This window comes from Treponema pectinovorum, from assembly GCF_900497595.1.
GTDB classification, from domain to species: domain Bacteria; phylum Spirochaetota; class Spirochaetia; order Treponematales; family Treponemataceae; genus Treponema_D; species Treponema_D pectinovorum.
The window spans coordinates 16,837-42,680 of record NZ_UFQO01000003.1 but is presented as its reverse complement, the minus strand read 5'-3'; the positions used below and the strand labels follow the sequence as shown (position 1 = coordinate 42,680).

General features: G+C 37.7%; 21 protein-coding genes and 1 riboswitch. Of the genes, 2 read left to right on the top strand and 19 right to left on the bottom strand.

Features of this window, described 5'->3' with window-relative positions:
* Positions 1–32: 32 nt before the first annotated feature.
* From FXX65_RS04845 to FXX65_RS04800, 10 genes are all read right to left on the bottom strand, one after another.
* Positions 33–2,117, bottom strand: coding sequence for a glutamine synthetase III family protein (locus FXX65_RS04845; protein WP_147615345.1), 2,085 nt, complete (start codon positions 2,115–2,117; stop codon positions 33–35).
* Between the two features lie 148 nt (positions 2,118–2,265).
* Complete coding sequence (kduI, locus tag FXX65_RS04840; protein ID WP_147613225.1) at positions 2,266–3,108, bottom strand: 5-dehydro-4-deoxy-D-glucuronate isomerase; 843 nt, start codon at positions 3,106–3,108, stop codon at positions 2,266–2,268.
* A gap of 103 nt (positions 3,109–3,211) precedes the next feature.
* Positions 3,212–3,784: a hypothetical protein gene (locus FXX65_RS04835; protein ID WP_147613226.1), complete on the bottom strand. Its 573-nt coding sequence runs from the start codon at positions 3,782–3,784 to the stop codon at positions 3,212–3,214.
* Entirely contained in the window at positions 3,781–4,611 is an 831-nt protein-coding gene (locus FXX65_RS04830; RefSeq protein ID WP_147615344.1) for a metal ABC transporter permease, read from the bottom strand. The genes FXX65_RS04835 and FXX65_RS04830 overlap by 4 nt, the downstream gene beginning before the upstream one ends.
* Before the next feature lie 128 nt (positions 4,612–4,739).
* Positions 4,740–5,459, bottom strand: coding sequence for a metal ABC transporter ATP-binding protein (locus FXX65_RS04825; protein WP_147613228.1), 720 nt, complete (start codon positions 5,457–5,459; stop codon positions 4,740–4,742).
* Between the two features lie 104 nt (positions 5,460–5,563).
* Entirely contained in the window at positions 5,564–6,541 is a 978-nt protein-coding gene (locus tag FXX65_RS04820; protein ID WP_147615343.1) for a metal ABC transporter substrate-binding protein, read from the bottom strand.
* Positions 6,480–8,273: an ABC transporter ATP-binding protein gene (locus FXX65_RS04815; protein ID WP_147615342.1), complete on the bottom strand. Its 1,794-nt coding sequence runs from the start codon at positions 8,271–8,273 to the stop codon at positions 6,480–6,482. The genes FXX65_RS04820 and FXX65_RS04815 overlap by 62 nt, the downstream gene beginning before the upstream one ends.
* Before the next feature lie 46 nt (positions 8,274–8,319).
* A complete protein-coding gene (locus FXX65_RS04810; RefSeq protein ID WP_147615341.1) occupies positions 8,320–8,694 on the bottom strand; it encodes a metal-dependent transcriptional regulator in 375 nt (124 codons plus the stop codon).
* 59 nt (positions 8,695–8,753) lie between these two features.
* A complete protein-coding gene (locus tag FXX65_RS04805; protein WP_147615340.1) occupies positions 8,754–10,415 on the bottom strand; it encodes a Na/Pi cotransporter family protein in 1,662 nt (553 codons plus the stop codon).
* A gap of 316 nt (positions 10,416–10,731) precedes the next feature.
* Positions 10,732–11,757, bottom strand: a complete 1,026-nt coding sequence (locus FXX65_RS04800; RefSeq protein WP_147613233.1) for a sugar kinase — start codon at positions 11,755–11,757, stop codon at positions 10,732–10,734.
* A 335-nt stretch (positions 11,758–12,092) separates the two neighbouring features.
* Positions 12,093–12,170: riboswitch (adenosylcobalamin-variant (AdoCbl-variant) riboswitch) on the top strand.
* 63 nt (positions 12,171–12,233) lie between these two features.
* Here FXX65_RS04800 and FXX65_RS04795 point away from each other — a divergent pair.
* Positions 12,234–12,794, top strand: coding sequence for a hypothetical protein (locus tag FXX65_RS04795; RefSeq protein ID WP_147615339.1), 561 nt, complete (start codon positions 12,234–12,236; stop codon positions 12,792–12,794).
* A 159-nt stretch (positions 12,795–12,953) separates the two neighbouring features.
* On the opposite strand, the gene FXX65_RS04790 is transcribed toward FXX65_RS04795, so the two are convergent.
* From FXX65_RS04790 to FXX65_RS04765, 6 genes are read right to left on the bottom strand one after another with little or no spacing between them, the layout of a single operon-like run.
* The gene (locus tag FXX65_RS04790) at positions 12,954–14,816 is read right to left on the bottom strand and encodes a TonB-dependent receptor domain-containing protein (protein WP_147615338.1); all 1,863 of its coding nucleotides are present in this window, start codon (positions 14,814–14,816) and stop codon (positions 12,954–12,956) included.
* Positions 14,782–15,444 carry an ECF transporter S component gene (locus FXX65_RS04785; protein WP_147615337.1) on the bottom strand — a complete coding sequence of 221 codons (663 nt, stop codon included), beginning with the start codon at positions 15,442–15,444 and terminating at the stop codon, positions 14,782–14,784. The genes FXX65_RS04790 and FXX65_RS04785 overlap by 35 nt, the downstream gene beginning before the upstream one ends.
* The gene (locus tag FXX65_RS04780; protein WP_187116222.1) at positions 15,444–17,069 is read right to left on the bottom strand and encodes an ATP-binding cassette domain-containing protein; all 1,626 of its coding nucleotides are present in this window, start codon (positions 17,067–17,069) and stop codon (positions 15,444–15,446) included. Before FXX65_RS04780 ends, FXX65_RS04785 begins: the two co-directional genes overlap by 1 nt.
* A gap of 2 nt (positions 17,070–17,071) precedes the next feature.
* A complete protein-coding gene (locus tag FXX65_RS04775) occupies positions 17,072–17,953 on the bottom strand; it encodes an energy-coupling factor transporter transmembrane component T (RefSeq protein WP_147615335.1) in 882 nt (293 codons plus the stop codon).
* Entirely contained in the window at positions 17,950–18,759 is an 810-nt protein-coding gene (locus FXX65_RS04770; protein WP_147615334.1) for a phosphatase PAP2 family protein, read from the bottom strand. The genes FXX65_RS04775 and FXX65_RS04770 overlap by 4 nt, the downstream gene beginning before the upstream one ends.
* 19 nt (positions 18,760–18,778) lie before the next feature.
* Positions 18,779–20,131, bottom strand: coding sequence for a glycoside hydrolase family 28 protein (locus tag FXX65_RS04765; RefSeq protein WP_147615333.1), 1,353 nt, complete (start codon positions 20,129–20,131; stop codon positions 18,779–18,781).
* A gap of 297 nt (positions 20,132–20,428) precedes the next feature.
* Between FXX65_RS04765 and FXX65_RS04760 the strand changes: the two genes are divergently transcribed.
* Complete coding sequence (locus tag FXX65_RS04760) at positions 20,429–21,493, top strand: Gfo/Idh/MocA family oxidoreductase (RefSeq protein WP_147615332.1); 1,065 nt, start codon at positions 20,429–20,431, stop codon at positions 21,491–21,493.
* A 5-nt stretch (positions 21,494–21,498) separates the two neighbouring features.
* Here the strand turns inward: FXX65_RS04760 and FXX65_RS04755 are convergent, their stop codons facing one another.
* The 3 genes from FXX65_RS04755 to FXX65_RS04745 form a co-directional block, all read right to left on the bottom strand.
* Positions 21,499–22,482, bottom strand: a complete 984-nt coding sequence (locus FXX65_RS04755; protein WP_147615331.1) for a pectinesterase family protein — start codon at positions 22,480–22,482, stop codon at positions 21,499–21,501.
* Positions 22,483–22,542: 60 nt separating this feature from the next.
* Complete coding sequence (locus FXX65_RS04750; protein WP_187116221.1) at positions 22,543–23,532, bottom strand: alpha/beta hydrolase; 990 nt, start codon at positions 23,530–23,532, stop codon at positions 22,543–22,545.
* Positions 23,533–23,909: 377 nt separating this feature from the next.
* The gene (locus FXX65_RS04745) at positions 23,910–25,826 is read right to left on the bottom strand and encodes a pectate lyase family protein (RefSeq protein WP_147615329.1); all 1,917 of its coding nucleotides are present in this window, start codon (positions 25,824–25,826) and stop codon (positions 23,910–23,912) included.
* Positions 25,827–25,844: the final 18 nt, after the last annotated feature.

Genomic DNA, 25,844 nt, shown 5'->3' with positions numbered 1-25,844 from the left:
ATATATAATGACAGCCAAAATTATTCTTAAAATTATTGAACGCTAAAAAGCAAATCTTCGTAAGTTGGATATGGTTTGTATTCCTGACCCAAAAGTGGCTCAAGCGAGTCAACAACAGAGCGCAATTCATCCATTGCAGGAATTACGACATCCGCATACGATTTCGACTTTTCCATAAGGGTTGAAAGCGCTTTTGTAGTCTGATGAACACCCAGAAGTTTTTCCTTTTTTTCTTCTATTTGAGATAAAAGCGAATCGACTTTTTTTATCAAGTTTTTACCTGCTAAAAATGTTACTCCAGTATCTTTTAATTTTGAATGAGTATCCGCAAGTTTGTTCAAAAAGTTCATTCCAGATGGAAATATATCCTTGTTGACCATCTCTATCATAGTTTCGACTTCTATATTCAAAACTTGGCAATATTTTTCGAGTTTAACATCGAAATGACTTTTCATCTCAAATTCTGAATAAATTCCCATTCTTTTAAACAATTCTACATTTTTTTTGTCCAAATAATGAGTCATTGCATCTGGAGTCGTCTTTAGATTTTTTAATCCCCGTCGCTCAGCTTCTTTTACCCATTCTTCACCATAACCGTTTCCACTGAATAAAATACGCCAATGGCAAGTTATCTCGCGCTTTATTAAAATTTGCAATTCCTTGTCAAAATCCTTAGCTTTTTCAAGTTCATCGGCAAATAACGAAAGTGAATCTGCAAGTATCGAATTTAAAATCGTATTAGGTCCAGAGATTGAAAGTTTTGAGCCGACGGATCGAAACTCAAATCGATTTCCTGTAAATGCAAAAGGCGAAGTTCTATTTCTATCTGTTGAATCTTTTGGAATAGAAGGTAAAACATCAACACCAATGCTCATCCGTTTGCTTCCGTTTGCAGTATAGGCTTTTCCATCTTTTATCGCTTCCAATATTTCTTCAAGCTCATCTCCAACATAGATTGACATTATTGCAGGAGGTGCTTCGTTTGCACCAAGACGATGGTCATTTCCCGCACTTGCAACTATGGCACGCAATAAATCTTGATGGTCATCAACCGCTTTTATAACCGCAGTTAAAAACAACAAAAACTGTGCATTTTCCATTGGAGTTTTTCCTGGAGCAAAGAGATTTTCTCCTGCATCTGTAGCGATTGACCAGTTATTGTGCTTTCCACTGCCGTTTACTCCTTCAAAAGGTTTTTCGTGAAGAAGACATATAAGACCGTGCCTACGTGCAACTTTTTTCATTATTTCCATAGTCAACTGGTTTTGGTCTGCCGCAAGATTTGAAGTCGTAAAAATCGGTGCCATTTCGTGCTGTGCTGGGGCAGCTTCGTTATGCTCTGTTTTTGCATAGATACCAAGTTTCCAAAGTTCTTCGTTCAAGTCTTCCATGTACTTTATAACGCGGGGCTTTATCGCGGCAAAATATTGGTCATCCATCTCCTGACCTTTTACTGGACGAGCACCAAATAGCGTACGACCTGTCATCTTTAAATCACGGCGTTTTGCATAAAGTTTTTCATCTATCAAAAAATATTCTTGCTCAGATCCCATTGTTGTTGTAACGTGACGTGCAGTTTTTCCAAACAATTTTAGAATTCTAAGAGCTTGCTCATTTAAGCTTTCCATAGAACGCAAGAGCGGTGTTTTTTTGTCGAGCGCTTCTCCTGTGTACGAACAGAAAGCTGTTGGAATGCAAAGTGTATGGTCTTTTACAAACGGATATGAAGTTGGATCCCAAACTGTATATCCGCGTGCTTCAAAAGTTGAACGATAACCGCCACTTGGAAACGATGAAGCATCTGGTTCGCCTTTTATCAACTCTTTTCCGCTAAACGACATGATGATTTTGCCATTGCCGAGCGGTGTTAAAAAACTGTCGTGTTTTTCTGCCGTTATTCCCGTAAGTGGCTGAAACCAGTGAGAATAGTGAGTTGCACCTTTTTCGATTGCCCAATCCTTCATAGCGTTTGCAACTTCGTTTGCAACTCCAAGTTCCAAAGGAGACCCTTCTTCCATGGTTTTTTTGAGCGACTTATATATTTTTTTTGAAAGCCGCTTTTTCATTTCGCATTCATTAAAAACCATGCTTGCGAATATTTCTGGTACATTTATCATATTTACCTCAACGAGTGCAATCTTTTGGCTTACACTATTCAAAAAAAATATAGCAATTTTTCTGTTTTATTTAAACAAGTTAAACTAAAAAAACGCCCTGCATTTTACCAGAGCGTTTTACAAAGAAATAGATTTTACAAAAATTTTTCTACCTTAAATCTGTAGTTTTTATCCAGTCCTGATCTGTGTATGTTCTGTTTTCGCCACACATTGACCAGATAAAAGTGTAGTTGCTCGTTCCGCAACCAGAATGTATTGACCATGAAGGATTTATTACCGCTTCGTCATTATGAATTACTATATGGCGTGTCTGCTGTGGCTCGCCCATAAAATGAAACAAAACCTGATTTTCTGGCAAATCAAAATAAAAATACACTTCCATTCTGCGCTCATGAGTGTGCGCTGGCATCGTGTTCCAAACAGAACCTGTTTCCAAGTGGGTCATTCCCATAGAAAGCTGGCAAGTTTGTAAAACATCTGGATGGATATATTGGTTTATCGTGCGGTCGTTTGATTCTGCCGGCGAGCCTGCGTGTACGTGCTTTGCCTGTTCATAAGTGATTATGCGGCTTGGATAAGATACATGCGCTGGAGAACTGTTCATATAAAATTTTGCAGGATTCTTTTTTTCTACGCTTTCTAAAGTAACTTCTTTTGTGCCTGCCCCAAGATAGAGCGCGTCATAATGTTTAACTTCGTATTTTACGCCATCTGCAACAACAATACCGTCGCCACCAATGTTTATCATGCCTAATTCACGACGCTGGAGGAAAAAATCAACTCCAAAATCTTTCATTGGATCGATATTTTTATCCAGCTTTATTTTTTTATCTACAGGCATTGCTCCCAAAGTTACGATTCTGTCGATGTGGCTGTAAACTGCGCTCACGTCGTTTTTTACAAAGATGTTCGATACAAGAAATTCCTCGCGAATCTCTTCTGTTGTCATTCTTTTAAAAGGTTCTTTTCCAGTTGAATACCTGATGTCCATAAAAATAAATCCTCCAAAAAATTCTTGATTTTATTATGATTTGCTTTGCAAACTACTTAACAGTTTACCGCTAAAATCTTTTTCTATCTACACGAATGAATTTTTAATATTCGACAGAACTTGCTTCAAGGTAAGTGTAAAACATATCGTTTTGGACTTTTGTAACTGTATATTTTCCTGTAACCGTTATTAGCTGCCCCTCTGCTGGTTCCTTTTTAAAATCATAGTGAAATTCCAAACCTTGCTGGCAACAAGCCAGAGCGTCTTTTATTATAACTCCAAAAGCGGGATTCCCTTCTGGGTCTGTAAATTTTATGAAATTGCCACGCATTTTAAATGTTTTATTTTCATATTCTTCTGGATCCAGCATTAAGTTAAAAATTTGAGAATAAACCATATTTGCATTCATGGATGTTAAGTCGTAGTCCAAAACTGAACCGTCGTTTTGCAAAACCGATTTTGATTTTGAATTTTCCTCGTCGATTTGCTCTATTGCTAAAGAAGTTTGCTCGTCGAGAGTTTGATTTTTTGTTTTTGTGCAACCAAATAATAAAAACGCGAGAGAGATTGTAGCGGCGCAAAAGCGTCCGCCACGAATGTGGCGGATGGAGCGAAAGCGCAACCGCGAAAAGCTCGACGGCTGCAACGCTGCCGGCTCGCCAAGATAATTTTTCATCTTATAAACATTCCTGTGATTGAAAATATCAAAAATGCTGCCAAGTCCGTTGCAACGATTGTTGAACCGACTGGAGTTCCTGCCAAAATTGAAATTAAAAGTCCACAAACTGAACACACTATGGAAACAACGGCGCTGCAAATGGTTACACTTCTAAAACTTTTAAAGACGCGCATTGCAGAAAGTGCTGGAAAAATTACGAGCGCACTTATGAGCAATGAGCCGACCAAATTCATAGCAAGGACTATTATCACTGCAATTATGATTGCGATTATCAAATTGTATACGCTTGCGTGAGTGCCAACCGCTTGTGCAAAATTTTCGTCAAAAGTAACACAGAAAATTTTATTGTAAAAAATTATGAATGCAATTATTACGATGAGCGAAAGAGCAACGCACAAGTAAACTTTTGCTTTGGAAAGTGTGAGTATAGATGTTGAGCCAAATAATGTTGTGCAGACGTCGCCTGCAAGGTTTGATGATGAATTAAATATGTTCAATATGAGATAGCCCAAAGCAAGAGCGGCAACGCTTATCATTGCGATTGCAGCATCGCCTTGAATTTTTGTGTTTTTTCCTGTGCGCAAAAGCAGAACCGCTGCAATAACTGTTATTGGAAGAACGAGATACATATTGTTTGAAAGATTTACAACCGCTGCAATGGCCATCGCTCCAAAGGCAACGTGGCTTAAACCGTCGCCGATAAAGCTGAATCGTTTTAAAACTAGAGTTACGCCGAGCAAACTTGAGCAAAGCGAAATTAAAACTCCAACGATAAAAGCATATTGCACAAACGAAAAACTAAAATAGTGTATTAAAGTTGACATAATATTTTCCTTTTTTATTCCTCAATTTTTTTATGATTGCCTAAGTTGTCTTTATTCAACTGGCAGCCATTGTTGCAAAAAAATATTGATTTTTGCCTCAATTTTTTTATGATTGCTTGCCTGCGACGTTATATTTTTCGTCCAACGATTTTTCGAATCTGGCCGCTGCAATCCGGGCAGGTTATCTTATGCACAAATTCTTCTTTTGTGCCAAAAAATATTTCATCGCCTATATGAAGTACATGTGTTGCATAGCGTAAGGCCGCTTCTACATCGTGGCTTATCATTATGACGGTTATTCCAGTTTTATGAAGTTCTTGAATTAAAGAATACATTTCGTTTTGAGCCGAAGGATCCAGCGCACTTACTGGCTCGTCTAGAAGCACCATTTTTTGAGTTGCGCACAAGGCTCTTGCCAATAAAACCCTTTGCTGTTGTCCACCAGAAAGTTCTCTGTAACATCGTTTTTCCAGATTTTCTATTCCCATGAGCTTCATATTTTTTAAAGCTAAATCTTTTTCTGCTTTTATGTAAAAAGGCCTGCGGCCGCAGCGGCTTTGGCAACCAGAAAGAACTATTTCCTTTACGCTCGCAGGAAAATCCCTCTGAACAAAAGTCTGCTGTGGCAAATAGCCAATTTCGTCTGGCAAAAGTCCGTCGCCAGTTTCTATAGTTCCAGAAATTGGTTTTAAAAGCCCTAAAATTGTCTTCATCAGAGTGGTTTTTCCACTGCCGTTTTCGCCGACTATGCAAAGATAATTTCCTGTATCAACAGAAAAACTCAAATTTTTTATTATTATTTTTGATTCATATCCAAGAGTCAGATTTGAACATTTAAGCTGTGCCATTTTTCCCCCAAAACCGTTAAAAAAGTGTAAAACTTCAAAAGCGATTTTTCTACGATGATTTGCAATGCAAATTTGCCGATAAAAGTTTTGCTCTTTTTGCTGCGTTATTCTATCACAGAACGAATTTTTCTTAAATTATCCTGCATAAGATTGATGTAATCGCCATCTGCCTTTTGATTTTTTAGCGATTGCATTGAATTTAGTGCGATAATTTTTGTTTCATCAAGTTTTGCGTCGTGAATAACCGTTTTTGCAAGTTTAAAATCGGAATTTTCCGTAACGAAAATTGCCTTTGGTTTTAATTCTTTTGCTTTTTGAACAAGAAACGAAACATTTTGAAAACTCGTATCACCTGTATTCGAGCCATCATCCAGCGGTGCATAATATGCAAGATTCAATTCTTTCATTAGAAGTTTAAAAGGAAATCTATCGCAAAAAAACAGAGGTTCTAAATCGATTTTATTTTTTGCAACGGAAGATATTTGTTCAATTTGGATTTGGAGTGAATCGAGCTTTTCCTGATAAGTTTTAAGATTTGTTCTATAGCGTTCTGCATTTTTTAAATCCAAAGCGATTAAGCTCTCGGCAATTTTTTGCACAGATTTTTTTGCATATTTTACAGAAAGCCAAATATGCTCGTCTTTTCCGTAATTATTGAGGAATTGAGTAAGGTTTATAGCTATCTGATTTTTGTTGATTGACTTTTTTAAAACATCATCAACCCAAAAATCTGCCTGACTTCCAACATAAACAAAAATGTCAGCTTTTTGAATCGCGATTAAATCTGGAGTTGAAGGTTCAAAATTATGAAAATCCGTTCCTTTTTTTAAAAGAGTAGAAACTTCTACAGAATCAACGCCCTCTGCTAAAGATTTAACCCACTCGTATTCCGGAAAAACTGTCGTTATGACAGAGATTTTATTTGGTGTGGAATGCGACTTTTGTTCTATTTTTGAAGCATCTTTTGAACACCCAAAAAACAAAATCAAAACTAAAATACAAAATGATTGCAAAATAATTTTAAATTCTTGTTTGTGCCGTATAAAGATTATAATATTCGCCTCGCTTGGCAATGAGTTCATCGTGTTTCCCTTGTTCAACTATATGGTTATTGTCAACAACCGCTATTGAATCTGCATTTTTTATAGTACTAAGCCTGTGTGCTATTACAAAAGTTGTGCGTCCTCTGGAAAGTTTTTCAAATGCTCCTTGGATTTTCTGCTCTGTAACGCTGTCTAAAGCACTTGTCGCTTCGTCCAAAACCAAGATAGGCGGATTTTTTAAGAATACGCGAGCAATGCTTACTCTTTGCTTTTGCCCACCACTCAATTTTATTCCGCGTTCTCCAACTAAAGTGTCAAAGCCGTTCGGCAGGCGAATTATGTCATCATAAATTTCTGCCTGTTTAGCCGCTTCTTCAATTTCTGCATCAGTTGCATCGGGCTTTCCGTAGGCGATGTTCTGTTTTACAGTTCCTGCAAATAAAAAAACATCCTGTTGAACAAAACCTATGTTCTGCCTTAAAGATTTTACAGAAAAATCTCGAATATCGATTCCGTCAATCGTTATTGACCCGCCTTGAATTTCGTAAAAACGAGCAAGAAGATTGCACAAAGTTGTTTTTCCACCACCACTTGGTCCTACAAGAGCAAGAGTTTGACCCGCTTTTACACTAAAACTAACATCTTTTAAAACGTGAATTTTATCATCATAAGCAAAATTAACTCGATTAAAAATAATATCGCCTTTTGCATAAGTCAAATTTATAGCATTTTCCTTTTCAACAGTTTCTTCGTGGATATTGAGCATCTGCGAAAATCGCATAAAACCAGCCATTCCAGTGCTAAACTGTTCGACGAAATTTGTAAGACGCATTATAGGCTGCAAAAAAGCAACTACAAACATATTCGCTGCCACCAAATCACCTAAAGTCATTTCATCTCTCATTATAAAAAATCCACCAACCGCCAAAATCACAACGCTAAGTATATGCGTTGTAAATGCCAGTTTAGAGTGCATTCCCGCCATTGCCTTGTAGTAAAGCCGTTTGGATTCAAAAAACATATCGTTGCTTTCGGCAAATTTGGACTTTTCAAAATCTTCGTTTGTAAAAACTTTAGTTGTCCGCGCTCCACTTATTGAACTTTCAACCGCAGAATTTATTTCCGCAGTTTTTGCTTTTACGAGAGCTGAAGAAGCCATGATGTTTTTTCGGCTTTTGTAGGTGAATAAAATCATCAGAGGAAGAGAAATAAATACAATTAGCGCAAGTTGCCAACGAATCTGAATCATTATGACAAAAGCGCCAATCAAGGTTAAAAACGAAATCAAAAGGTCTTCTGGTCCGTGATGCGCAAGTTCTGAAATTTCAAACAAATCTGTTGTAACTCGACTCATTATCTGCCCTGTGCGGTGCTTGTCGAAAAAACTAAAAGATTGGTTTTCTATATGTGCAAAAATATCGCGACGCATATCCTTTTCTACAGCAACTCCAAACACGTGTCCAAAAAAAGTTATAAACCACTGTGCAGCCGCCCGTAAAAAATACATAGCAAAGCAGAGAGCAATTATCAAAAAAAATGTCTTTACAACAAAATTTGGCTGCAAAGAATATTGTGGAAGAAGTTTGTTGAGCGTAAACCTTGAGACTATTGGGAAGCCAACATCAACGGCAGCAACAAAAACTGCACAAAATAAATCTGCAAAAAAAATCGGTAAATGTGGCTTAAAATAAGAGAAAAATAATTTATATTCGTTCTTATTTACATCTTTAAATGCAAGTGGAAGAACTGGCGGTCTATCTGATTTTGGCATTTTAAATTTTTAAATGAAAAGACATTTTATTTTATTGAAGATAAATTCAATTTTTAGTGGAATTCTTTTTTAACCACGCTTTTATTCCATTTACAACATCTACATCAATTTGATGTTCAACCCGACAAGCATTTTCTTCGCACTGCTCTTCTGAAAGTCCAGTTATTTTTTTTAGAAAAATGGTCAAAAGTTTGTGTCGGCCAAAAACATCTTCAGCTTTAGTCTGCCCTTTTTCTGTAAGTTTTATGGTGTTTCCAAGATTAAACTCGATATAACCGTCTTTTTCCAAAAGTCCCATCGCTCGACTTACGCTTGGACGCGAAACACCAAGTTTATTCGCAATGTCTACAGAACGGACAAAACCATTTTCAAGTTGAAGACGCAAAATTGCTTCAAGGTAATCTTCTCCAGACTCATACATTCATCTACCTCCTAAAAACAAGTTTACAAAGCAAACTACGATGAAATTACACCTAAATCTTACCGTAAATCGCCGGCAGCATCAAAACATCTGTCACCAATTTTTTCAATTTGACGAATTATATCCATATAGTAGAGTTCCGCCCTAACATCTGCTCCTTCTTCGAGTCTATGACGGGCAATTCTTTTAAGCCTGCTGCGTTCGCTGTCAATTTGCTCTTCAAGCTCACTAGCAAACTGATACTCTTCTGGAGTAAGGCGCTGAATTTTAGAAACATTTTTATGAATAAAATACAGGAGTTGTCGCCCAAGTTCAAAATAAGGAATAAGGTTATCAATATCTTCTTGACTGAATTTTATGTTTTTTTCAAGAGCTTTTTTTATCTGTATAGAAATACTAAGGCATCCATCTGCCATGCTTTCCATTTCGCCAACAAGTCGCAACATAAGATGAATATTATCTTTTGCAGAATCTGAAAGGTGTAAATGTTGGCATTTTATAAGGTAGGCTGTAAGTTGTTCCTGCATTTGATCGCAGTAATTTTCAAGTTGAAGGATAAGCGGATGATGATATTCGATAAAAGTGTTATCAAAATTTGCAAGTCCTGCCTGCAAATCATCGTACATCTGAACCACGTTTTCCGAAAAAGTTGTAATTTCCTTTTGAGCTCTAAATACACAACCTTCTGGTGAACGTGCCGCAAGTTCGTTATTAAACTCAAGTTTATAAACCGTTTTGTCTTCTTCAAATTTATCGTCTTTTATAATTTTTCTTAAAATTGCAGCAATCTGTTTTGTAAAAGGAATAAATGCCAATGTTTCTAAAACTTTAAAAGCCGTATTAAGCATTGCTATGTGGTAGATGAGGTTTTCGCCATTTGCTGCGTTTCCTGGAATAAGGAAGTCGACAATTGCAAGAAAAGGTTGAAAGAAGATTAGCAGCACAAAAACCGATACAGAATTGCATAAAAGGTGAACAGTTGCCGTGCGCTTTGCATTTGCACAAGAGCCAGCCGCCGCCATTATAGCATCAACTGTAGAACCAATCGCAGATCCCATTACTATAGCAGCACCAAATTCCCAACTTACAATGCCGTTATAAGCCATCGTTATTACGATTGCCGACATTGCAGACGATGAATGAATCATCGCCGTAAAAACTACTCCAACAAGTACCGCAAGAATTATGGAAAAAACACCATGCCCCTGTAAAGTTTCCATAAAAACAGTAAATTGACTATTTGGGTCAAACTTAAAAGAAGCAGAAAGCCAGCCAAGTCCTATAAAAAGGAGACCAAAGCCCATCATAGCTTGACCTACACCTTCGTTTTTAATTTTTTTTATTATTGTAAGAAGATAGCCCAAGCCAAAAAGAGGGATTGCAAAGGCTTCAATCTTAAAATTAAATCCAAAAAGAACTACAATCCAAGCCGTTATAGTTGTGCCAATATTTGCACCAAAAACCACCCCTATAGACTGTTCAAGTGTAACAAGACCTGCATTTACAAAACTTACAAGCATTACAGTTGTCGCGCCCGAAGATTGAATAATCATCGTAAGTACACAACCAGTCAACAGTCCAACAAATCTGTTGCCAGTCATAAAAGAAAGCGCTTTTTGCAGTTTCTGTCCCGCACTCTTTTGAATTCCGTCGCTCATCAGTTTCATTCCATATAAAAGGAAACACAAACTGCCTGCGAAATTTATAATTTTAAGGAACATAATCCCTTGGAGTTTAACAAGAAACCGATGTTTTATTCAATAAAAACTTTTAATTCGTAAGTCAAAGCAAAAACACGACACAAAAACAACGACAAAAATCACACCTCTTTAAAAATAAAATCGCCCGCAAGGACGCGGGCGCACAGACAAGACAGAAGATGCAATCTTCTGTCTTAGATAATTTTTGCAAGGATGCAAAAACACCGATAAAAATCACACCTCTTTAAAAACAAAACAGCCCGCAAGGATGCGGGCGCGCAAACAAGACAGAAGATGCAATCTTCTGTCCTAGATAATTTTTGCAAGGATGCAAAAATTATCGCTGAATTCTACCAGAACCATCTCCACCAGCGAGTTTGTTCACTTCGTCTTCAGAAACCATGTTATAGTCACCGATTATAGAGTGCTTCAAACAAGAAGCAGCAACTGCCCAATTGATAGATTCCTGAGTATTCATTCCTTTAAGCTGCGAGTGGATAAGACCACCGCCAAATGAGTCACCACCACCAACGCGGTCAACAATGTTCATATCGTACTGCTTAGAGAAAGCATAATCTTTGTCATCAACATACAAAAGAGCCTGCCACAAGTTGCGGTTAGCGTTTATAGAAGTGCGCAAAGTGATAGCAACTTTCTTAAAGCCAAATTTTTCTTTTAACTGGCGAGCAACAGAAAGGTAACCTTCGTTATTCAATTCACCTTTAGTAGTATCAGTACCTTCAGATTTAATTCCAAATACGTCGTTAGCATCATCTTCGTTAGAAATACATACATCAACATATTTACAAATTTCAGACATAGCAGCGCGGGCTTCATCTTTAGTCCAAAGTTTACCGCGATAATTAAGATCGCAAGAAGTAGTTATTCCCTTTTCTCTAGCAACTTTGCAGCCTTCAATACAAGCTTTAACCATGTTAGGCCCCAAAGCAGGAGTAATACCAGTAATGTGGAACCACGAAGCGCCTTCAAGGATTTTATTCCAATCGAATTCTTCAGGTTTTGCAAGTTGAATAGAAGAACCAGCACGGTCGTAAACGCATTTAGAACCACGCTGAGAAGCACCCTTTTCATTGTAATAAATACCAACACGAGGACCACCACGAACGATGAATTCAGTGTGAACACCGTATTTGCGCAAAGAATTTACAGCAGCCTGTCCTATTTCGTGAGTAGGAAGTTTAGTTACAAAGTAAGCGTCATCGCCATAGTTAGCCAAAGAAACTGCAACGTTAGCTTCTCCTCCACCAAAAGTTGTCGTCATTGAATCAACCTGAACAAAACGATAATAGTCAGCAGGCTGGATGCGAAGCATCAATTCACCAAAAGTTACTACTTTTGCCATCTGTGTGTCTCCTAAAAAATATTTTACGGATTAAACCGCGGATTTTTGTTTTTAATATACCAAATCCCACTCAAATTATCAATTAGAAGAAATTGATGCAAAGTGAAACAGTGTCGATATTGTAAAGACAATTTTAATTCCATTACAAAACACTAATGAAATCCTTTCGATTTTTTAAATTTTAGGAGCGCAGTTTTTACTCAAACCAGCTTTGCGCAGTTCCGCTAAACGCTACATCTGGCAAAGCCAGACGCTGCGCGCTGCTCCAATCTGGGCTAAGTTTTTATGTAAAAATGCATCAAAAGACAAAAAATTAAAAATAAAGTATAGTCGCCATATCAAAAACGGGGGAACAGTGTGCAAATCACAGGCTCGACGCGGAACGGTAACACAGCCCGAATACCCGTTAATGCAACCTTTGTATAAAGGTAAAACCAAAAAGTCCTACGCAACACTCTGGGACAAAGGAGTTTATTATGAAAAGCACTTTATTTGCTTTAAGACGGGCGGCATTATTATTAGTCGCATTTACATCAATTTCGCTAACAATGGTGTCGTGTAACCACGAAGAAGACGACGCACCTTACAGCGACTCTAAACCACTAACAACAAAAAGCCAACTTGTAGGCTCTTGGAAAAGTTCCTATGGAGAAGTTTACACGATAACGCCAAAAACCTTTGCTTCACAAGGCAGTTACGAAGGCAACGAACTAAAGGTGATTTACACAAACACAGCAAATACTCAAGGATATATCTACATCAAATACACAAAAGCATACGAATCAACAACTACAAATCCAAATGACAGTTCTTGGCAATATTCGTCATGGTCAAACAGTTGGTACAGATATTCAACAACTGCGCCAGACGTAGGCAAATGGTATGCAATATCATTTAAAGGCTTAACTTCTTCAAGCGTACAACTTTCAGGCGCATACGGAGCAAAATCTTCTACAGCAACACTGGAACAAGCGATAGACACCTTTACAGTAGAAAACGGATATTTTGCAACCTATTCAAGCTGTTCAAAGAAGTAAGTATAAATTTTCTTCTCAACCATTGGGGTTTTAGGGGCAAAGCCCCTAGGAGAGGGGGTAGCGTATGATACGAGCGAGCGGAACAAGTGGCAAAGTTTACTTTGACTTTTGTGCAGCGACTCGTAGCAGGAGCGAGGGGGAAACTTCCCCCCTCCTTTTTTACCCTTGAACTTTTATGCCCGCTATTATCGCTCTGCTTGGCATTGGGTAAGAGTCGTGATACTCATTGCGTTCGTCCAAAAAGTTTTTTATGCTGAACAGCAGCGTTGCGTTTTTTAGCAAGTTCCAGCGCAGGTTTAAATCCAGATTATTTACGGCATTGTAATAATATAAATTATTTTCATCCTGTGGACGCTCGCCTGTGTATGCGTAGGCAATCTGGAATTCTAAATTGTCTGTGAGCCTTGCTGTAAAACTTGCGTTTGCCTGCCATTCGGGAACCCACATTATCTGCTTGCCGTTGTCTTCAAGAAGTGCTTTTGTGTTTGTTACTCCTGCTGCAAAATCGAAAATCCACAGAGTTTTTTGGAACCGCGCTTCAAATGTTCTGAAGTTCCCGTTCCTGTCGTTTTTCGGGCGGAAATTGCTTCCTTGTTGAACCCAGCGAATTTTATTTTCGTATCTGGAAACTGTGTATGTCAAACTAAGTGGCAGGGCAAAAAATGGGCTTTTCCACGAGGCGACTATTGCCCAGCCTTTTTCGCTTTTTAAATCTTCGTTTCCACTTCCTCCGCTTCCGTCCCAATACAACTGGTTAAAAGTTGGAAGTATAAACTGCCTGAATGCACTCAAGGCAAATCCTGTTTTTTTTGAAGCGAGCGTTATCTGCGGCAAAAATTCTAAATCGCCATTTGTAGACACCAAAAGTCCCACCGAAGGACTTATATTGAACCAGTCGTTAATTTTTTTTGACCACTCAAATTTTGTGCTGTTGTAAAACCTGTTCCGTTTTTTTCCTGTTATCTTTGATTCCAGCACAAACTTTGACGAAAAATTTGCTCCAAAAAAGTTTTCGCCTGTAAAAAGCAGCTCGCCTCTGTGCATTTTTGTTGTTGTGTGGCTGTGTTCTATTTTTGTTTCGTCATTTTTATCTGGTTTAGTTTCATCGTATTCTATGCTGTTAAATTGAGAAGTTAAACTTGCACAAAAAATTGCAAGTTCGTCTATTACAAAACGAGCCTTTACAGTTTGAAAAGAATTAAAATCTTCCTGAATTCCCACTTCTTCAACTGATTTTAAGGCTCTTAGCCGATTGAAAAAAAATCTTGAAGTTCCGTTCAAAGTCGCATTTTCGCCCAGTGCAGAATTAAACGAGCCGCTTATGTTTGCAAGTTTTGCCCAATTATCTTTTAGAGTTAGATTCTTTTTCTTTTTATAGTTGTTTTTTGCATTTTCTATTTGAGCATTCAGTTTTATACCTGTTCTAGCGATTGTATCTCTGTATTCACCAAAAAGGCTTATGGTGTCAAAATTCGAGCCTTCGTAAGAAGTCGAAAGCGTTTTTATCTGGAAGCCGCGTTCTGTAAGAAGACGAGTTTTTATGTTTACGATACAGCCAGCAAATTGGTCTGTAGAAAATTCTGGAATTTCTAAAACTGTTACCGATTCTATAGAGTTTATATCGATTGAATTCCAGTCAAATGCTCCCGAACCAGGTTGTGTTGCAAGAACGCCGTCTATATAGACCTTGCAACAAAAATCCGCATATCCTTTAAAAGAAAAATTCGACATAGTTCCGCTGCCGCCGGAAGACATCACCAAAAGTCCTTTTTCGCGCAACAAATCGCTTAAATCCTTTGCGGTCGATTTTTTTATATCCGAAGCTGTTATGACAAGTGCGACTTTTTCTACATCTTCCACGACTGTTACAACTTCGCCCAAAGAAATGCTTTTATCAGAAGTTGACTCTTGGCAAAAAACAGAAGAAATACAGATTTCAAAAAGGAAAATTATCGCGATTACAAAATGAATTTTATTTTTTTGTTCTCTATAGATTTTTTTGATTGGATTTAAGATTTTCATTCAACGCCATTTTATCAAGAACCCTCTGCATCGAAAACATAAAAGGCTTAAAAAATAAAACGAGTGTTAAAATTGTGCTTAAAGCAAGCGTCAAATTCATAAAAAAACCAGCAGCCAAAAGCACAAAAAGCGATTTTACATTTTCAAGTCCAAACATAAAAACTCCGCTCAAATCTGTAAGTGGACCTGTAAAAAAAATTATCGCAATTCCAGAAAGCAGCCACAAAGCAAGATGTTTTATAAAACCTATTTCTGATTTTTTTGATTTTTCCCTGAACAAAAATTTCTGAACAAAACCAAAAATTGCTCCCAAAAGTCCCCAGCTTGCCATCTGGTACAAAGTCCAAATTCCCTGCCCAAAAATAAAATTGCTCAAAAGCGCCGTAAGCGAGCCAATCAAAAAACCTTTTACGCTTCCCAAGGCCAAAGAACTTAAAATTATGAGTGCCATCACGGGATTAAAATACGGAACAAAACTGAATAAAGCTCGTGCACAGATACAAAATGCACTTAATTCTGCAATTAAAACGAGCTCCAAAGCAGATGGGTGAGATTTTTCAAAGGCAAGATAAAAGAAAAAAATAATTAAGCCCAAAATCGAAATCACAAAAATTTGAATTTGAATCATCAAAAAATTCCTTGTAGCAGTCGATAATATGCAGTTGTGTAAAAATTGTTCGCCCTAAAAAAATCTTTAGAATCACAAGTACCAACGAGTTTTCCGCAAAACATCAATCCCACCGTGTCTGCAACCGAAGCACAAAATTCAAGATCGTGGCAAACCATAACCACCGTCATTCCTGCGTTTGTCAGTTTTTTTAAAAGGGTGCCCAATTCATTTTTAAAAGGATTGTCCAAAGCCTTTGTGGGTTCGTCCAGCAAGAGAATTTTTGGCTTTTTTAACAGAAGTTTTGCAAGCGCAAGTTTTTGTTTTTCGCCTCCAGAAATATCATAAGGATGACAAGAAAATTTTTCCTTAAAGGAAGATATAAGTTTCTGCACTTCCTGATTTTGCACTTCTTCCAGATTGTTTGTTTCTGTTTTGGAAGCGTCTAAAGATAAATGTGCAACAAAACCGCAATCTTCAAGTTCTTGCAGAACAGTGCGTTTTATAAACAGATTTCTAACATTTTGTGGCAAAAGACATATTTTATCCTGAACGCAGTCGCTTATTTTTATCTTTCCGCGGTAAGAAGTTAAAATTTTGCACAGAAGCTTTAAAAGTGTAGATTTCCCGCTTCCGTTTGCACCTACAATCGCAAAAATGCTTTTTTCTTTTACATTAAATGAAAGTTCCTGCAAAATCCAAGGTGATTTTTTTTCGTATCGAAACGAAAGGTCTTTTACACAGATTAAATCGCTTTTTCTATCTGCATTTTTTCTATCTGAATTTTTATCCTTTTTTTCAAACTCTTCTATTATTTTAAAATCCTCAAAATCCGCCTCATAAAAGGAAGAAAATTTTTCTTTGTGCTGGCGAATAAAATCTTTACCTTCTGCAATGGAAATTGGAATATTTTCTATATATTTTTCTTCAAAATCCAACATTGAACAAAGTCGTGTCGAATAGGGCAAAAATTCAAAAAACTCACTCCGAATATTTTTACCCAAAACTGATTTTTCACCATTGTCTTTTTCTAAATCCTTTTTTGAAAAAGATAAAATGTCTTTGCAAACTTTTTTCACATCTCCAGAAAACAAGATTTTCATTCCATCTAAAAAAACTATTTCGTCGCAATCGGCAAAAACTTCTTCCAAACGATGTTCGCTCATAACAACTGTAGTTCCAAATTCTCTGTTTATTTTTTTTACGGTATTTAAAAAATTTCCAGCAGCAATTGGATCGAGTTGACTTAAAGGCTCGTCGAGCAACAAAAATTTTGGTTTAACTGCCATCGTGCTTGCAAGATTTAAAAGTTGCTTTTGCCCACCAGAAAGGCAGTCCGTATTTTTTTCAAGCAAATCGTTTATTCCAAAATACGACGACATCTCTGCGACTCGCCTTTCCATTAAGCGTCTGTCAAAACCTTTATTTTCCATAGCAAAAGCAATTTCGTGCCAAACTTTATCTGTAACAATCTGTGCATCAAAATCTTGAAAAACAAAACCTGTCGTTTGCCCTTTTTGATTGAGTTGTTTTTCTATCTCATTTAAAAAAGTAGTTTTCCCAGAGCCAGTTTTTCCTAGAACAAGAATGAATTTTCCCTCGTCTATAAAAAAATTTTCGTTCCAAAAATCTATTTGAAATTTCATTCTCATCTCCTTAATTCATCAAAAATCCGCTCAAAAATAGGAAAAAAAATAAAAACTACAAAACAAAAAAAACTTATTGCTGACTCGCTCGTTGCAAAAATATTTGATGCCGAAACCGTAGGATAAAAATTCACCGCACAAAATCCATATTTTATTCCGCAAATTATAAAAATCGCCAAAATAAAAAAAATCGCGAGTTTAAAAATGTCAAATTTTCGCCATCTGTAATTTATAAAGTGGGTACGTTTTGCACTTCCATAGCCGCGTTTTTCCATCGTTAAAGCCGTCATAATTCCGTCTTCCAGAATTGAACTCATAACCGCATTCAATACAAAAAAACTCTCTTTAAAAGGAAGATTGCTGCCGTTTAAGCCCTTTCGCGATTGCAAAATCTCTTGAGTTCTCCTTAAACAAAAAGGAATCAAGCGCAAAATCATGACAATCATCAAAGCCAATTTCGGAAAAGATGCGGAAAACAAAGCGGTAATTTTTTCGCTCGTCATAACAGTTCCAAAACAGATAAACCATTCAATCATAAGTGCAAAAGTGAGTCCCATATTGAGCCCATAAAAAAATGCTTCCTTTGTAAAAGGTTTACCAAAAATAGTGAATAAAACAGTTTCGCCCCAATGGCTTACCAGCGGATTCAATGCAGAAAGAAAGATAAACATAATAATTAAAAAAGGAAGAACTTTTAAAGCTTTAAAATTTTTTAAAACAAGATTAAATGTTACGGCACAAAATAAAGACAGAATTGAATAAAAAGGATGACGAATAAAAATCGAAAAACTTATAACCCCAAAAAACCACAAAAAATCTACTACAGGATGTGTACATTTTTTAAAGATTGAATTCATCTTTTTTATCGTTAAATCAATTATCACAAAGAAAATTTAAGGACAAAGCCAGATGGCAAAACTCCAAACCCCACTTTGTCATCATTAAATTCGGAAGAATGTAGCCATGGGACAAGATACCCAACCGCAGAACCTAAAACCGCTCCTGCCAAAACATCTGTAATAAAATGCTTTCCTGCAAGTATTCTGAAAAGACCTGTTGCACTCGCCAATGCATAAGACGAAGCAACAACAGCATATTTATATTGGCTTTCTGGAAAATATTTATAAAAAACGTAACTTGTAAAAGTTGCTCCTGCAAAGGCCATAGTGGTATGCCCAGACAAAAAAGAATTTGCCCAGTCGCCGTCTTCTATATCATCCTTTGGATAGGTTGAAGGTTCAAAATACATAAAAGGTCTTGCTCTGTTTACTGCAAGTTTTGTAAGTTCTTTAAGACCATTTGCAATTAAAAGTGTTTCTGCATACATAAAAGTTATCGTCTTCCATTCTTCTTTTTCGGTTTTAGGAAAAAGAACAAGAGGAGTTGCAACTGTAGAAAATAAAAAGGCGTTGCTCACATACTTGTCTAAAGAATGCGAATATTCCCTCATAAAAAGCCTGTCAAAAGCGTTAACGTCGTCGCGATTGTAGACTTTAGAAGGGTCATATTCCTGACGATTTATTTTTAAAAGATTATCCAAAATCAAATCGCCGCCAGAAAGAGCAATTCCAGTTCCCAGCAAAAATGCATCTTTAGAAAAAGAAAGTTTAAAATCGCTTTGACAAAAAGCTGAACTAAAAAAAAACAGCGGAGCAAGCAAAAACAAAATCAACTTTTTTGTCAAAGTCATACAAAATCCTTCTTTTAATTTAAAAGTAAATGAAAGTTTCTTTTGGTCCTTCAATTGTTACGTTTTCAAATACAGCACCGGGTGCGTTTCTAACTCTAAAACTCTTAACATCCACACTAGGAAGTCCGTAGAACATATCGCTATCCATTGGAGAGCAATCAGAAGTTTCGTCAGTTACAAAGTGGCAATCGCGAATTTCAAGATTTTCGATAGGGCGTTCAGGTAAGCCGACTATAAAACCAGCGCTCGCTTTGCAACCAGTGCCTTTGCAGCCGACAATTTTTACATTGTGAATTCGCGGAGTTTCGCTAGTTATTTCCTGCTTTTCCAAAGAAAACTCAGGAGCATTAACATCGGTAATTCCGCACTTGTAGTACATATTCATTGCAATAGGACAGAGAGTGTCGTTCATAACAAGGTTTCGTAATTCAATATCGTTAATGTCGCCACCACGACCTCTTCTACTTTTGATTCTAATTCCGCGGTCAGTTCCAGAAAGATCGCAATCGCTTGCGTGAATTCCACTCATACCAGCAGCAGTTTCTGAACCAATTACGATTCCTCCGTGCGCATTTCGAACAGTGCAGCCTTTAATTTCAACGCCAACTGTAGGACGATTTATGCGAATTCCGTCAGGACCGGAACCAGATTTTATACAGATTCCGTCATCGCCAACAGAAACAAAGCAATCCGTAATCTTTACATCTGTGCACGAATCAACATCAATGCCGTCCGTGTTAGGCGCTTCATAAGGATTTTCAATATGAAGTTTATTCAGAGTAAGATTTTTTACATAAAGCGGATGAACAGTCCAGAAAGGCGAATCGATGATTTTGATGCCTTCAACGGTTACGTTTTCGCAGTTTATAAATTCAACGAGACAAGGACGCAAAAATTGACTTTGTCTTCCGCCACCGCCACCGGGCTGATTTTCGTATCCGGGATTCAATTTTGCAAGTGCAAGTTCATAACTTTCAACAGGCGAATTTTGAGTATTGCGCTTAGCATGAGCCAAATCCCACCAGGATTTTCCGTTACCGTTAAGAGTTCCTTTTCCAGTTATTTTTACATTTTTGGTATCGCTGGAGCGAACAAGAGCGTGCATTGCGTAACATTCAACACCTTCCCAACGAGTAAATGCAGGAGGATAAAGATTAGGGTCAGTCAAAAAACTGAGTTCAGCACCTTCCGCAAGCTCAAGAGTTGTATTAGACGGAATATCTATTGGACCTGTAACCCATTTGCCGCTTTCAACAAGCAATTTTCCGCCGCCATCTTTTGCAATTTCGTCAAAAGCAGCCTTAAACAAAGCAGTGTTGTCAAAAGAGCCGTCATTTTTTCCGCCGAAATTTTTAAAATTCAATTCTTTCATATCTACCTCAAAACCCTCAAGAAAACTAGCAGCACCGCCGTTTCCGAAATTTTTTGTGAATTATATCCAATTTATAGATTTATGTGGAGATAGAAAAGAAATTAAAAAGCATTGATTTTGAACAAAGACGGTATTATGGGGCTTGCAAGCGAAACGCTTGCCGGGCTCTGCACACTTCGCCGTCTTGCGCGGCTCATCCTTGCGCTTTGGAGCACAGAAAAAAAGTAAAACGCTACAGGACGGCAAAGCCGGTGTTACGATCCCTAAGCCATAAAAAAATATGTTAAAATAATTTTCATGCAAAAATATTCTTTTATAATAGTGGGTTCAGGGTGGCGTTCGCTTTTTTATGTGCGCATTGCAAAGGCTCTGCCCCAATTTTTTGAATTAAAGGCTCTACTCTGCCGAACAAACGAAAAAGCTCAAAAACTCGCATATGAATACAACATAAAAACTTCGACCTCTATAGAAGAATGTAAAAACTTAAAACCCGATTTTGTAGTAGTCGCTGTCAACAAAGCAGACGGAGCAAAAGTTGCGCAACAGTGGGCAAATTTCGGTTTTACAGTCCTAATGGAAACTCCTGCCGCACAAGATGAACAAACTCTCCAGGAACTTTGGATTAAACATAAAAAAGGAAAAAAAATTTTAGTCGCAGAGCAATACATCTTTTATCCACACTGGCAGGCTATCCTAAATCTTTTAAAATCCAACACAAAAAACGAATGTATACTAGGCGTAATAAACTATGTATATCTTTCTTTCGCACACGAATACCATGGTGCAAGTTTAATAAAGGCAATTCTAAACACCCAATCAAAAGATTTTTCGGTATCAGGAAAAATATATTCTTTTCCAACAGCACAAACATTCACCCGTTACGAAAAATTTACAGACGGCAAAATTTGCGACAAAAAAAGGACGCTCGCCCTTTTTGAATTTTCTGGCAACAAAGTCGCTCTGTACGATTTTGATTCTGAACAGTACCGCTCGCCAATAAGAAAAAATCTTTTTAAAATTCAAGGTAGCCGTGGCGAAATAACAAACGACACCGTAAATTATCTGGACGAAAAAAACATCTCTCACTGCGAAAACCTTGTCGAATTAAACGATGAAATAAAATTTAAAGACGAAACTTTATACAAATCGCAATTTTCAGGCTATTGCAAAACTCCACTAACGCAAGACGAAATTGCAATAGCAACACAGATGTTAAGTGCAGCCGAATATTCTGTTTTAAACAAAGCACCTTTATATCCGCTTGAATTTGCACTCCAAGATTCGTATATGGCGATTCTGCTTTTAAAAGCCTGCTCCAGTTGTCAGACAGAAAAAAGCCAAAAAATGCCGTGGCTACAATAATTTGTTTATACCAAAACTTTCGCTTTTAATTCTTCCGCCTCGTTTTTTGTCATTATGTAGACATGCGTATTTCTAAGACTAGTGTCATCAAGCATTTTGTTGCCTTTGGAATCGATTCTTAAAGTTCCCCATTCTCGCCAGCCAAAATCCATACAGCCCTTTTCTGGAAAAACCGCCCTAGAACCCTCTTCGTCTGTCCAAAGTTCTGCTTCATAATTTTCGTCGATTGTGCAATCTATTAACGCAATGCTATCCCAACGGTCAACGCTATCAGGCTTTCCAGTTCCTTCTGTTCGAGCAATCCAGATTTTACCGACTTCACTCCTCTTATCCGCTGTAAAATTGCAGTCAACAAAGACAAATCCCGGTTTTGAATTTAACGCCCTGCTCTGCAAAACAAACGCCGGTCGCTCATCACCTCTGTTATCCTGCCTTGTATGCAAGTTGCAATTAACCCAAACAGAAGTGTCGCAATAGCCCCAAATATAATCCACATCACCTGTAACATAGCAATTTTCAAAACGGCTAAAACCTTTTACGTGAATCGTGTCCTGCCTGCTTATAAAACGCATATTCTGGCAAAGAAGACTTCCGCTTTGATTATGAAAGCACAACGCTTCTGCCTGATTTCCAAGCGCAACATCATCGCAGGTTTTTATATGAGTATTTTCAATCGTAAAGCCCCGCAATGTAACTTCTGTTGCAGCCATTCCAATCACAAAAACCGCACGATTTTCCGTATCTTTATGAAACGCTTCGCAATTTTCTGCACTTATAACAACATCCTGTGGCAAAGAGCCAGACGCTCCTTCCATAATCAACGGATTGGAAAGATTATATGCAATAACACCAGGATAAATTCCAGGCGCAAGAACAAGGTGAACCGGAGTGTCGCAGTCTATAGAACCCGACGCCACCATTTCGCTTATCTTTTTAAAAGTGTGCGTTATAACACCAGCGTTAGAAGGACTTATTTTTAATTCAACCATTTTTACTCTCCTGTTAAAACTTCGCGTTAGTGGCAGTGCGGTTTGGAATGCAAACTCGTTTTATTGCCAGTCGTATTTATTCACAAAATTTAGAATTTCACTTTCGTAGCGTCTTTCATCGCTTAAATACGAAACTGCATGGTGTGCACCTTCAAAAAGTGCAAGGCGTGCAATTTCAGGATTTTTTTGTTTTAAAATTAAAAAATTAGAAAGCGACATTTCGTGCGGAACAGTGTGGTCGTCAGTTCCTGTTATAAACAAAAAAGGAATGTCCGTCTTTTTTAACGCCGCATAAGTTGAATATTCATTAAAATCAAAATCCGCAAAAATCTTTGCCTGAACATTCGCACTAAAGACAAGAAGCCGTGCAATAGTGCGTGGAATTTTTCGTTTTTTTGTCATAGTCCAATAAACAATTTCGTATGGCGAAGTAAAACCGCAATCCGCAATGCAACCGCGAACATTTTCTGGCAAATCAAAACCGCAAGCCATAGTTACAGTAGAACTTCCCATGCTTATTCCTCCCAGAAAAACTGGCAACGATTTTCCATAAATGCTGTTCACCTTTTCAATCCATTGCAGGCAGTCAAACCTTTCTTTAATTCCAAAAGTTATCCATTTGCCTTCGCTAATTCCATGTGCTCTTTGGTAAGGCAGCAAAACGTTAAAATCCATCTTATGAAACATCTGCGCAATAACAGCAAATTCGCTGGTCGGCCCGGAATGAAAGCCGTGCATCAAAATAACAGTGCCACGACAATTCTCCTGAGCTTCCCAAAGCAAAGCCCTAAGAGTCAAATTGTCTTTGGATTTTATTTCGAGCAAAGGAAGATTTAAACTTTCAAGAAACTCAACACTTTTTAAATGCTCCTGATAGTTTTTCTTTCCGCCAAAAAATGCAATTTCCATCTTTTCATCAAAAGCGTCGTCTTTGCGCGAAAAATTTGCTCTAAAAACAAAAAAATAAATGCAAATGTTGTACACAAAAACAATCAGAATCAAACAGCAAAGGACAAACAACGCACTCTTAAAAAAATGAATTTTTTCCATGCCGAACATTATGCACAATTTTTAAATTTTCACAAATCGAAAAAAAACACCACACCAAACGCAAAATCCATCAATCTTATTCAGATTTTTTATAGGACGAAGTTTTATGTTCTCGACCGTCTCTGCGCGGTTCCGCTTACGCTACATCTGGCACAAGTGCCAGACGCTTTGCGCCGCTACGATACGGCGTAAGTTTTTTCGCAACCAAGAACATAAACTTTTCTCGACTAACAAATTTCCCAATCATTCTTTTCACAAAAAAGACTTGCTCAAAATAACAATTATCTTTGCAATAAAAATATCGCCAAAATCAAAAAAAATCCCGCCAAAACCAAAACGATTTTTGACGGGACTCAACAAATTTTTACATTAAAAAATTACTGCTCAACAGTGCATTTACCAGAGCCAGATTTAACTTCTACATAATCTTTTGCTTGTTGTGCAGTTTGTGCAGTGTAAGAATAAGCATTAATAGCACTAGAGAACAAGTTACTTCCTGTAACAGTAGAAGTATGTCCGCTAGAAGCGTTGTCAATATTTCCACTTGAATACAACTGACCGTAGCTGTCTTTAAAACTGTATTTTATTCCGCTGCCAAAATAGTTATTTTCCGCATAGATTATGCTATTTTTTCTAACACCAACAGCATACTGGCTTGCATAATACTTTGCAGAATCCATATCGTAATAATTGTTATAGATGTGGATTGTAGTGTTGCGTACCATTGGTAAGCGCTGTCCGCAATTTAAAAAGTAGTTATGGTGCAAGGTTATTTTTCTTACAGAGTTGCTACTTTCCGAATCGCTAGAGCCAATCAACATTGTCTTGTCGTGGTTGTAGAATTTGCAATAAGAAACTGTAATGTTTTCTCCACTGCCTTTTATATCGCAGGTTCCGTCATAAGTCTGGTATTTTTCGTCGCTTGTGCCACCAGTCATCACATGAGAAAGCTCAAGAGTATCGCGAAAGGTGCAATGGTCAATCCAGATGTTAGATGTACTACCTTGTATTGTAATGCCGTCCCACTGTGCATTGTATCCGTCATTTTTTTCGTGGTGAGGGAACGGGTCGTAAGCATCGCTTATATCGAGGTTTCGTATAGCAACATCGCTAACGCCTGCAATGCTTATAGTTCCACCTTTAATTCCACTGTTAGAACCAAGACCAATAATAGTTGTGTTAGAAGCGATGTTTAGTTTTATGGTATTACCGTAAGCAGTATTCAAACCCCACATAGTGTGTCCTACAGCAGATTGCGGAGATGCACGCTTTGAATCATCTGTAGTTAAGGAGCATGAAGCAACATAAGCGGCTTTGTAGTCTGCATAATTTTGGTATACAACAGGGTATTTTGTAGAATCTCCCGAGTTAAGAGATGTAGTTGTTGTTTTTACAAAAGCATCCAAACTTGCATTTGAGCCGCCTCCAACATTTGGAAGCATGCCTTCTGTCATATCGATAATTCCGTTTACATAGATAAGGTAGCCGCCTTGCCATGCGTAGTTTACGAGGTCTGCCCTTGTTGTAACGGTTACTACTTTTCCGCCAGAGCCCGCGGTTGTATTCCAACCTACAGACGCATAGCCAGTTGGCGTATCGCTTGCCTTTATTACTTCTTGTGGTGTGGGGGTTACGTCCTTTACAGTTAATGTAAATTCCGCACTAGAAACGCCGTCAACACTTGCCTTTACTTTAACCGTTCCAGCAGCCTTTCCTGTAAGAACTAAAGTTGAAGTTGTAGATGGGCTGAAAGTTACAAAAGAAGAGCCTTCTGTTATAGTCCAAGTGTAAACACTGCTCAGTGGAGTTTTATTTGGAGTTGCAGTAAGGGTTACGCTGCTACCTTTGTTAACAGAATCATCACCATTAATTGTAACCGAAGTAACCTGTGTAACTGGTGGGGTAGATGAAGCAGCAGGAACATTTATGCTAAGCGCATTTGAAGAAACGTCTCCAACGCTTGCTACAACAGTAACGGTTTGAGCTGTTGTTGTAGTGTTTTTGCCAGTTATATTTACAGTTGCCTTACCTGCACTTGCATTGCTGGTAGGTGAACTTAAAGTTGCATAGGTTGAACCAGATTTTATTGCCCAAGTTACTGTTGCTGTTTCGTTGCCTGTAACAGTTGCAGTAATTTTTGCGGTTCCTGTTGCAGAAGAAAGAGTTTCGGCAGTAAGCGTTATCGCTGTAACAGTTGGCTTAGCCGAAGACGAATCTGTTTCGTTTGCACACGAAAAAAGCACAACCGAAAAGAACAGAATTTGCAAAAAAGCAAAATTCAAAATTTTTCTCATAAATACCTCGATAAAATT

Coding starts and splice junctions, on each gene's coding strand:
- FXX65_RS04845 (WP_147615345.1), bottom strand. CDS start 2,117: ATGATAAATGTACCAGAAATATTCGCAAGCATGGTTTTTAATGAATGC.
- kduI (WP_147613225.1), bottom strand. CDS start 3,108: ATGGACATCAGGTATTCAACTGGAAAAGAACCTTTTAAAAGAATGACA.
- FXX65_RS04835 (WP_147613226.1), bottom strand. CDS start 3,784: ATGAAAAATTATCTTGGCGAGCCGGCAGCGTTGCAGCCGTCGAGCTTT.
- FXX65_RS04830 (WP_147615344.1), bottom strand. CDS start 4,611: ATGTCAACTTTAATACACTATTTTAGTTTTTCGTTTGTGCAATATGCT.
- FXX65_RS04825 (WP_147613228.1), bottom strand. CDS start 5,459: ATGGCACAGCTTAAATGTTCAAATCTGACTCTTGGATATGAATCAAAA.
- FXX65_RS04820 (WP_147615343.1), bottom strand. CDS start 6,541: ATGAACTCATTGCCAAGCGAGGCGAATATTATAATCTTTATACGGCAC.
- FXX65_RS04815 (WP_147615342.1), bottom strand. CDS start 8,273: ATGCCAAAATCAGATAGACCGCCAGTTCTTCCACTTGCATTTAAAGAT.
- FXX65_RS04810 (WP_147615341.1), bottom strand. CDS start 8,694: ATGTATGAGTCTGGAGAAGATTACCTTGAAGCAATTTTGCGTCTTCAA.
- FXX65_RS04805 (WP_147615340.1), bottom strand. CDS start 10,415: ATGTTCCTTAAAATTATAAATTTCGCAGGCAGTTTGTGTTTCCTTTTA.
- FXX65_RS04800 (WP_147613233.1), bottom strand. CDS start 11,757: ATGGCAAAAGTAGTAACTTTTGGTGAATTGATGCTTCGCATCCAGCCT.
- FXX65_RS04795 (WP_147615339.1), top strand. CDS start 12,234: ATGAAAAGCACTTTATTTGCTTTAAGACGGGCGGCATTATTATTAGTC.
- FXX65_RS04790 (WP_147615338.1), bottom strand. CDS start 14,816: ATGAAAATCTTAAATCCAATCAAAAAAATCTATAGAGAACAAAAAAAT.
- FXX65_RS04785 (WP_147615337.1), bottom strand. CDS start 15,444: ATGATTCAAATTCAAATTTTTGTGATTTCGATTTTGGGCTTAATTATT.
- FXX65_RS04780 (WP_187116222.1), bottom strand. CDS start 17,069: ATGAAATTTCAAATAGATTTTTGGAACGAAAATTTTTTTATAGACGAG.
- FXX65_RS04770 (WP_147615334.1), bottom strand. CDS start 18,759: ATGACTTTGACAAAAAAGTTGATTTTGTTTTTGCTTGCTCCGCTGTTT.
- FXX65_RS04765 (WP_147615333.1), bottom strand. CDS start 20,131: ATGAAAGAATTGAATTTTAAAAATTTCGGCGGAAAAAATGACGGCTCT.
- FXX65_RS04760 (WP_147615332.1), top strand. CDS start 20,429: ATGCAAAAATATTCTTTTATAATAGTGGGTTCAGGGTGGCGTTCGCTT.
- FXX65_RS04755 (WP_147615331.1), bottom strand. CDS start 22,482: ATGGTTGAATTAAAAATAAGTCCTTCTAACGCTGGTGTTATAACGCAC.
- FXX65_RS04750 (WP_187116221.1), bottom strand. CDS start 23,532: ATGGAAAAAATTCATTTTTTTAAGAGTGCGTTGTTTGTCCTTTGCTGT.
- FXX65_RS04745 (WP_147615329.1), bottom strand. CDS start 25,826: ATGAGAAAAATTTTGAATTTTGCTTTTTTGCAAATTCTGTTCTTTTCG.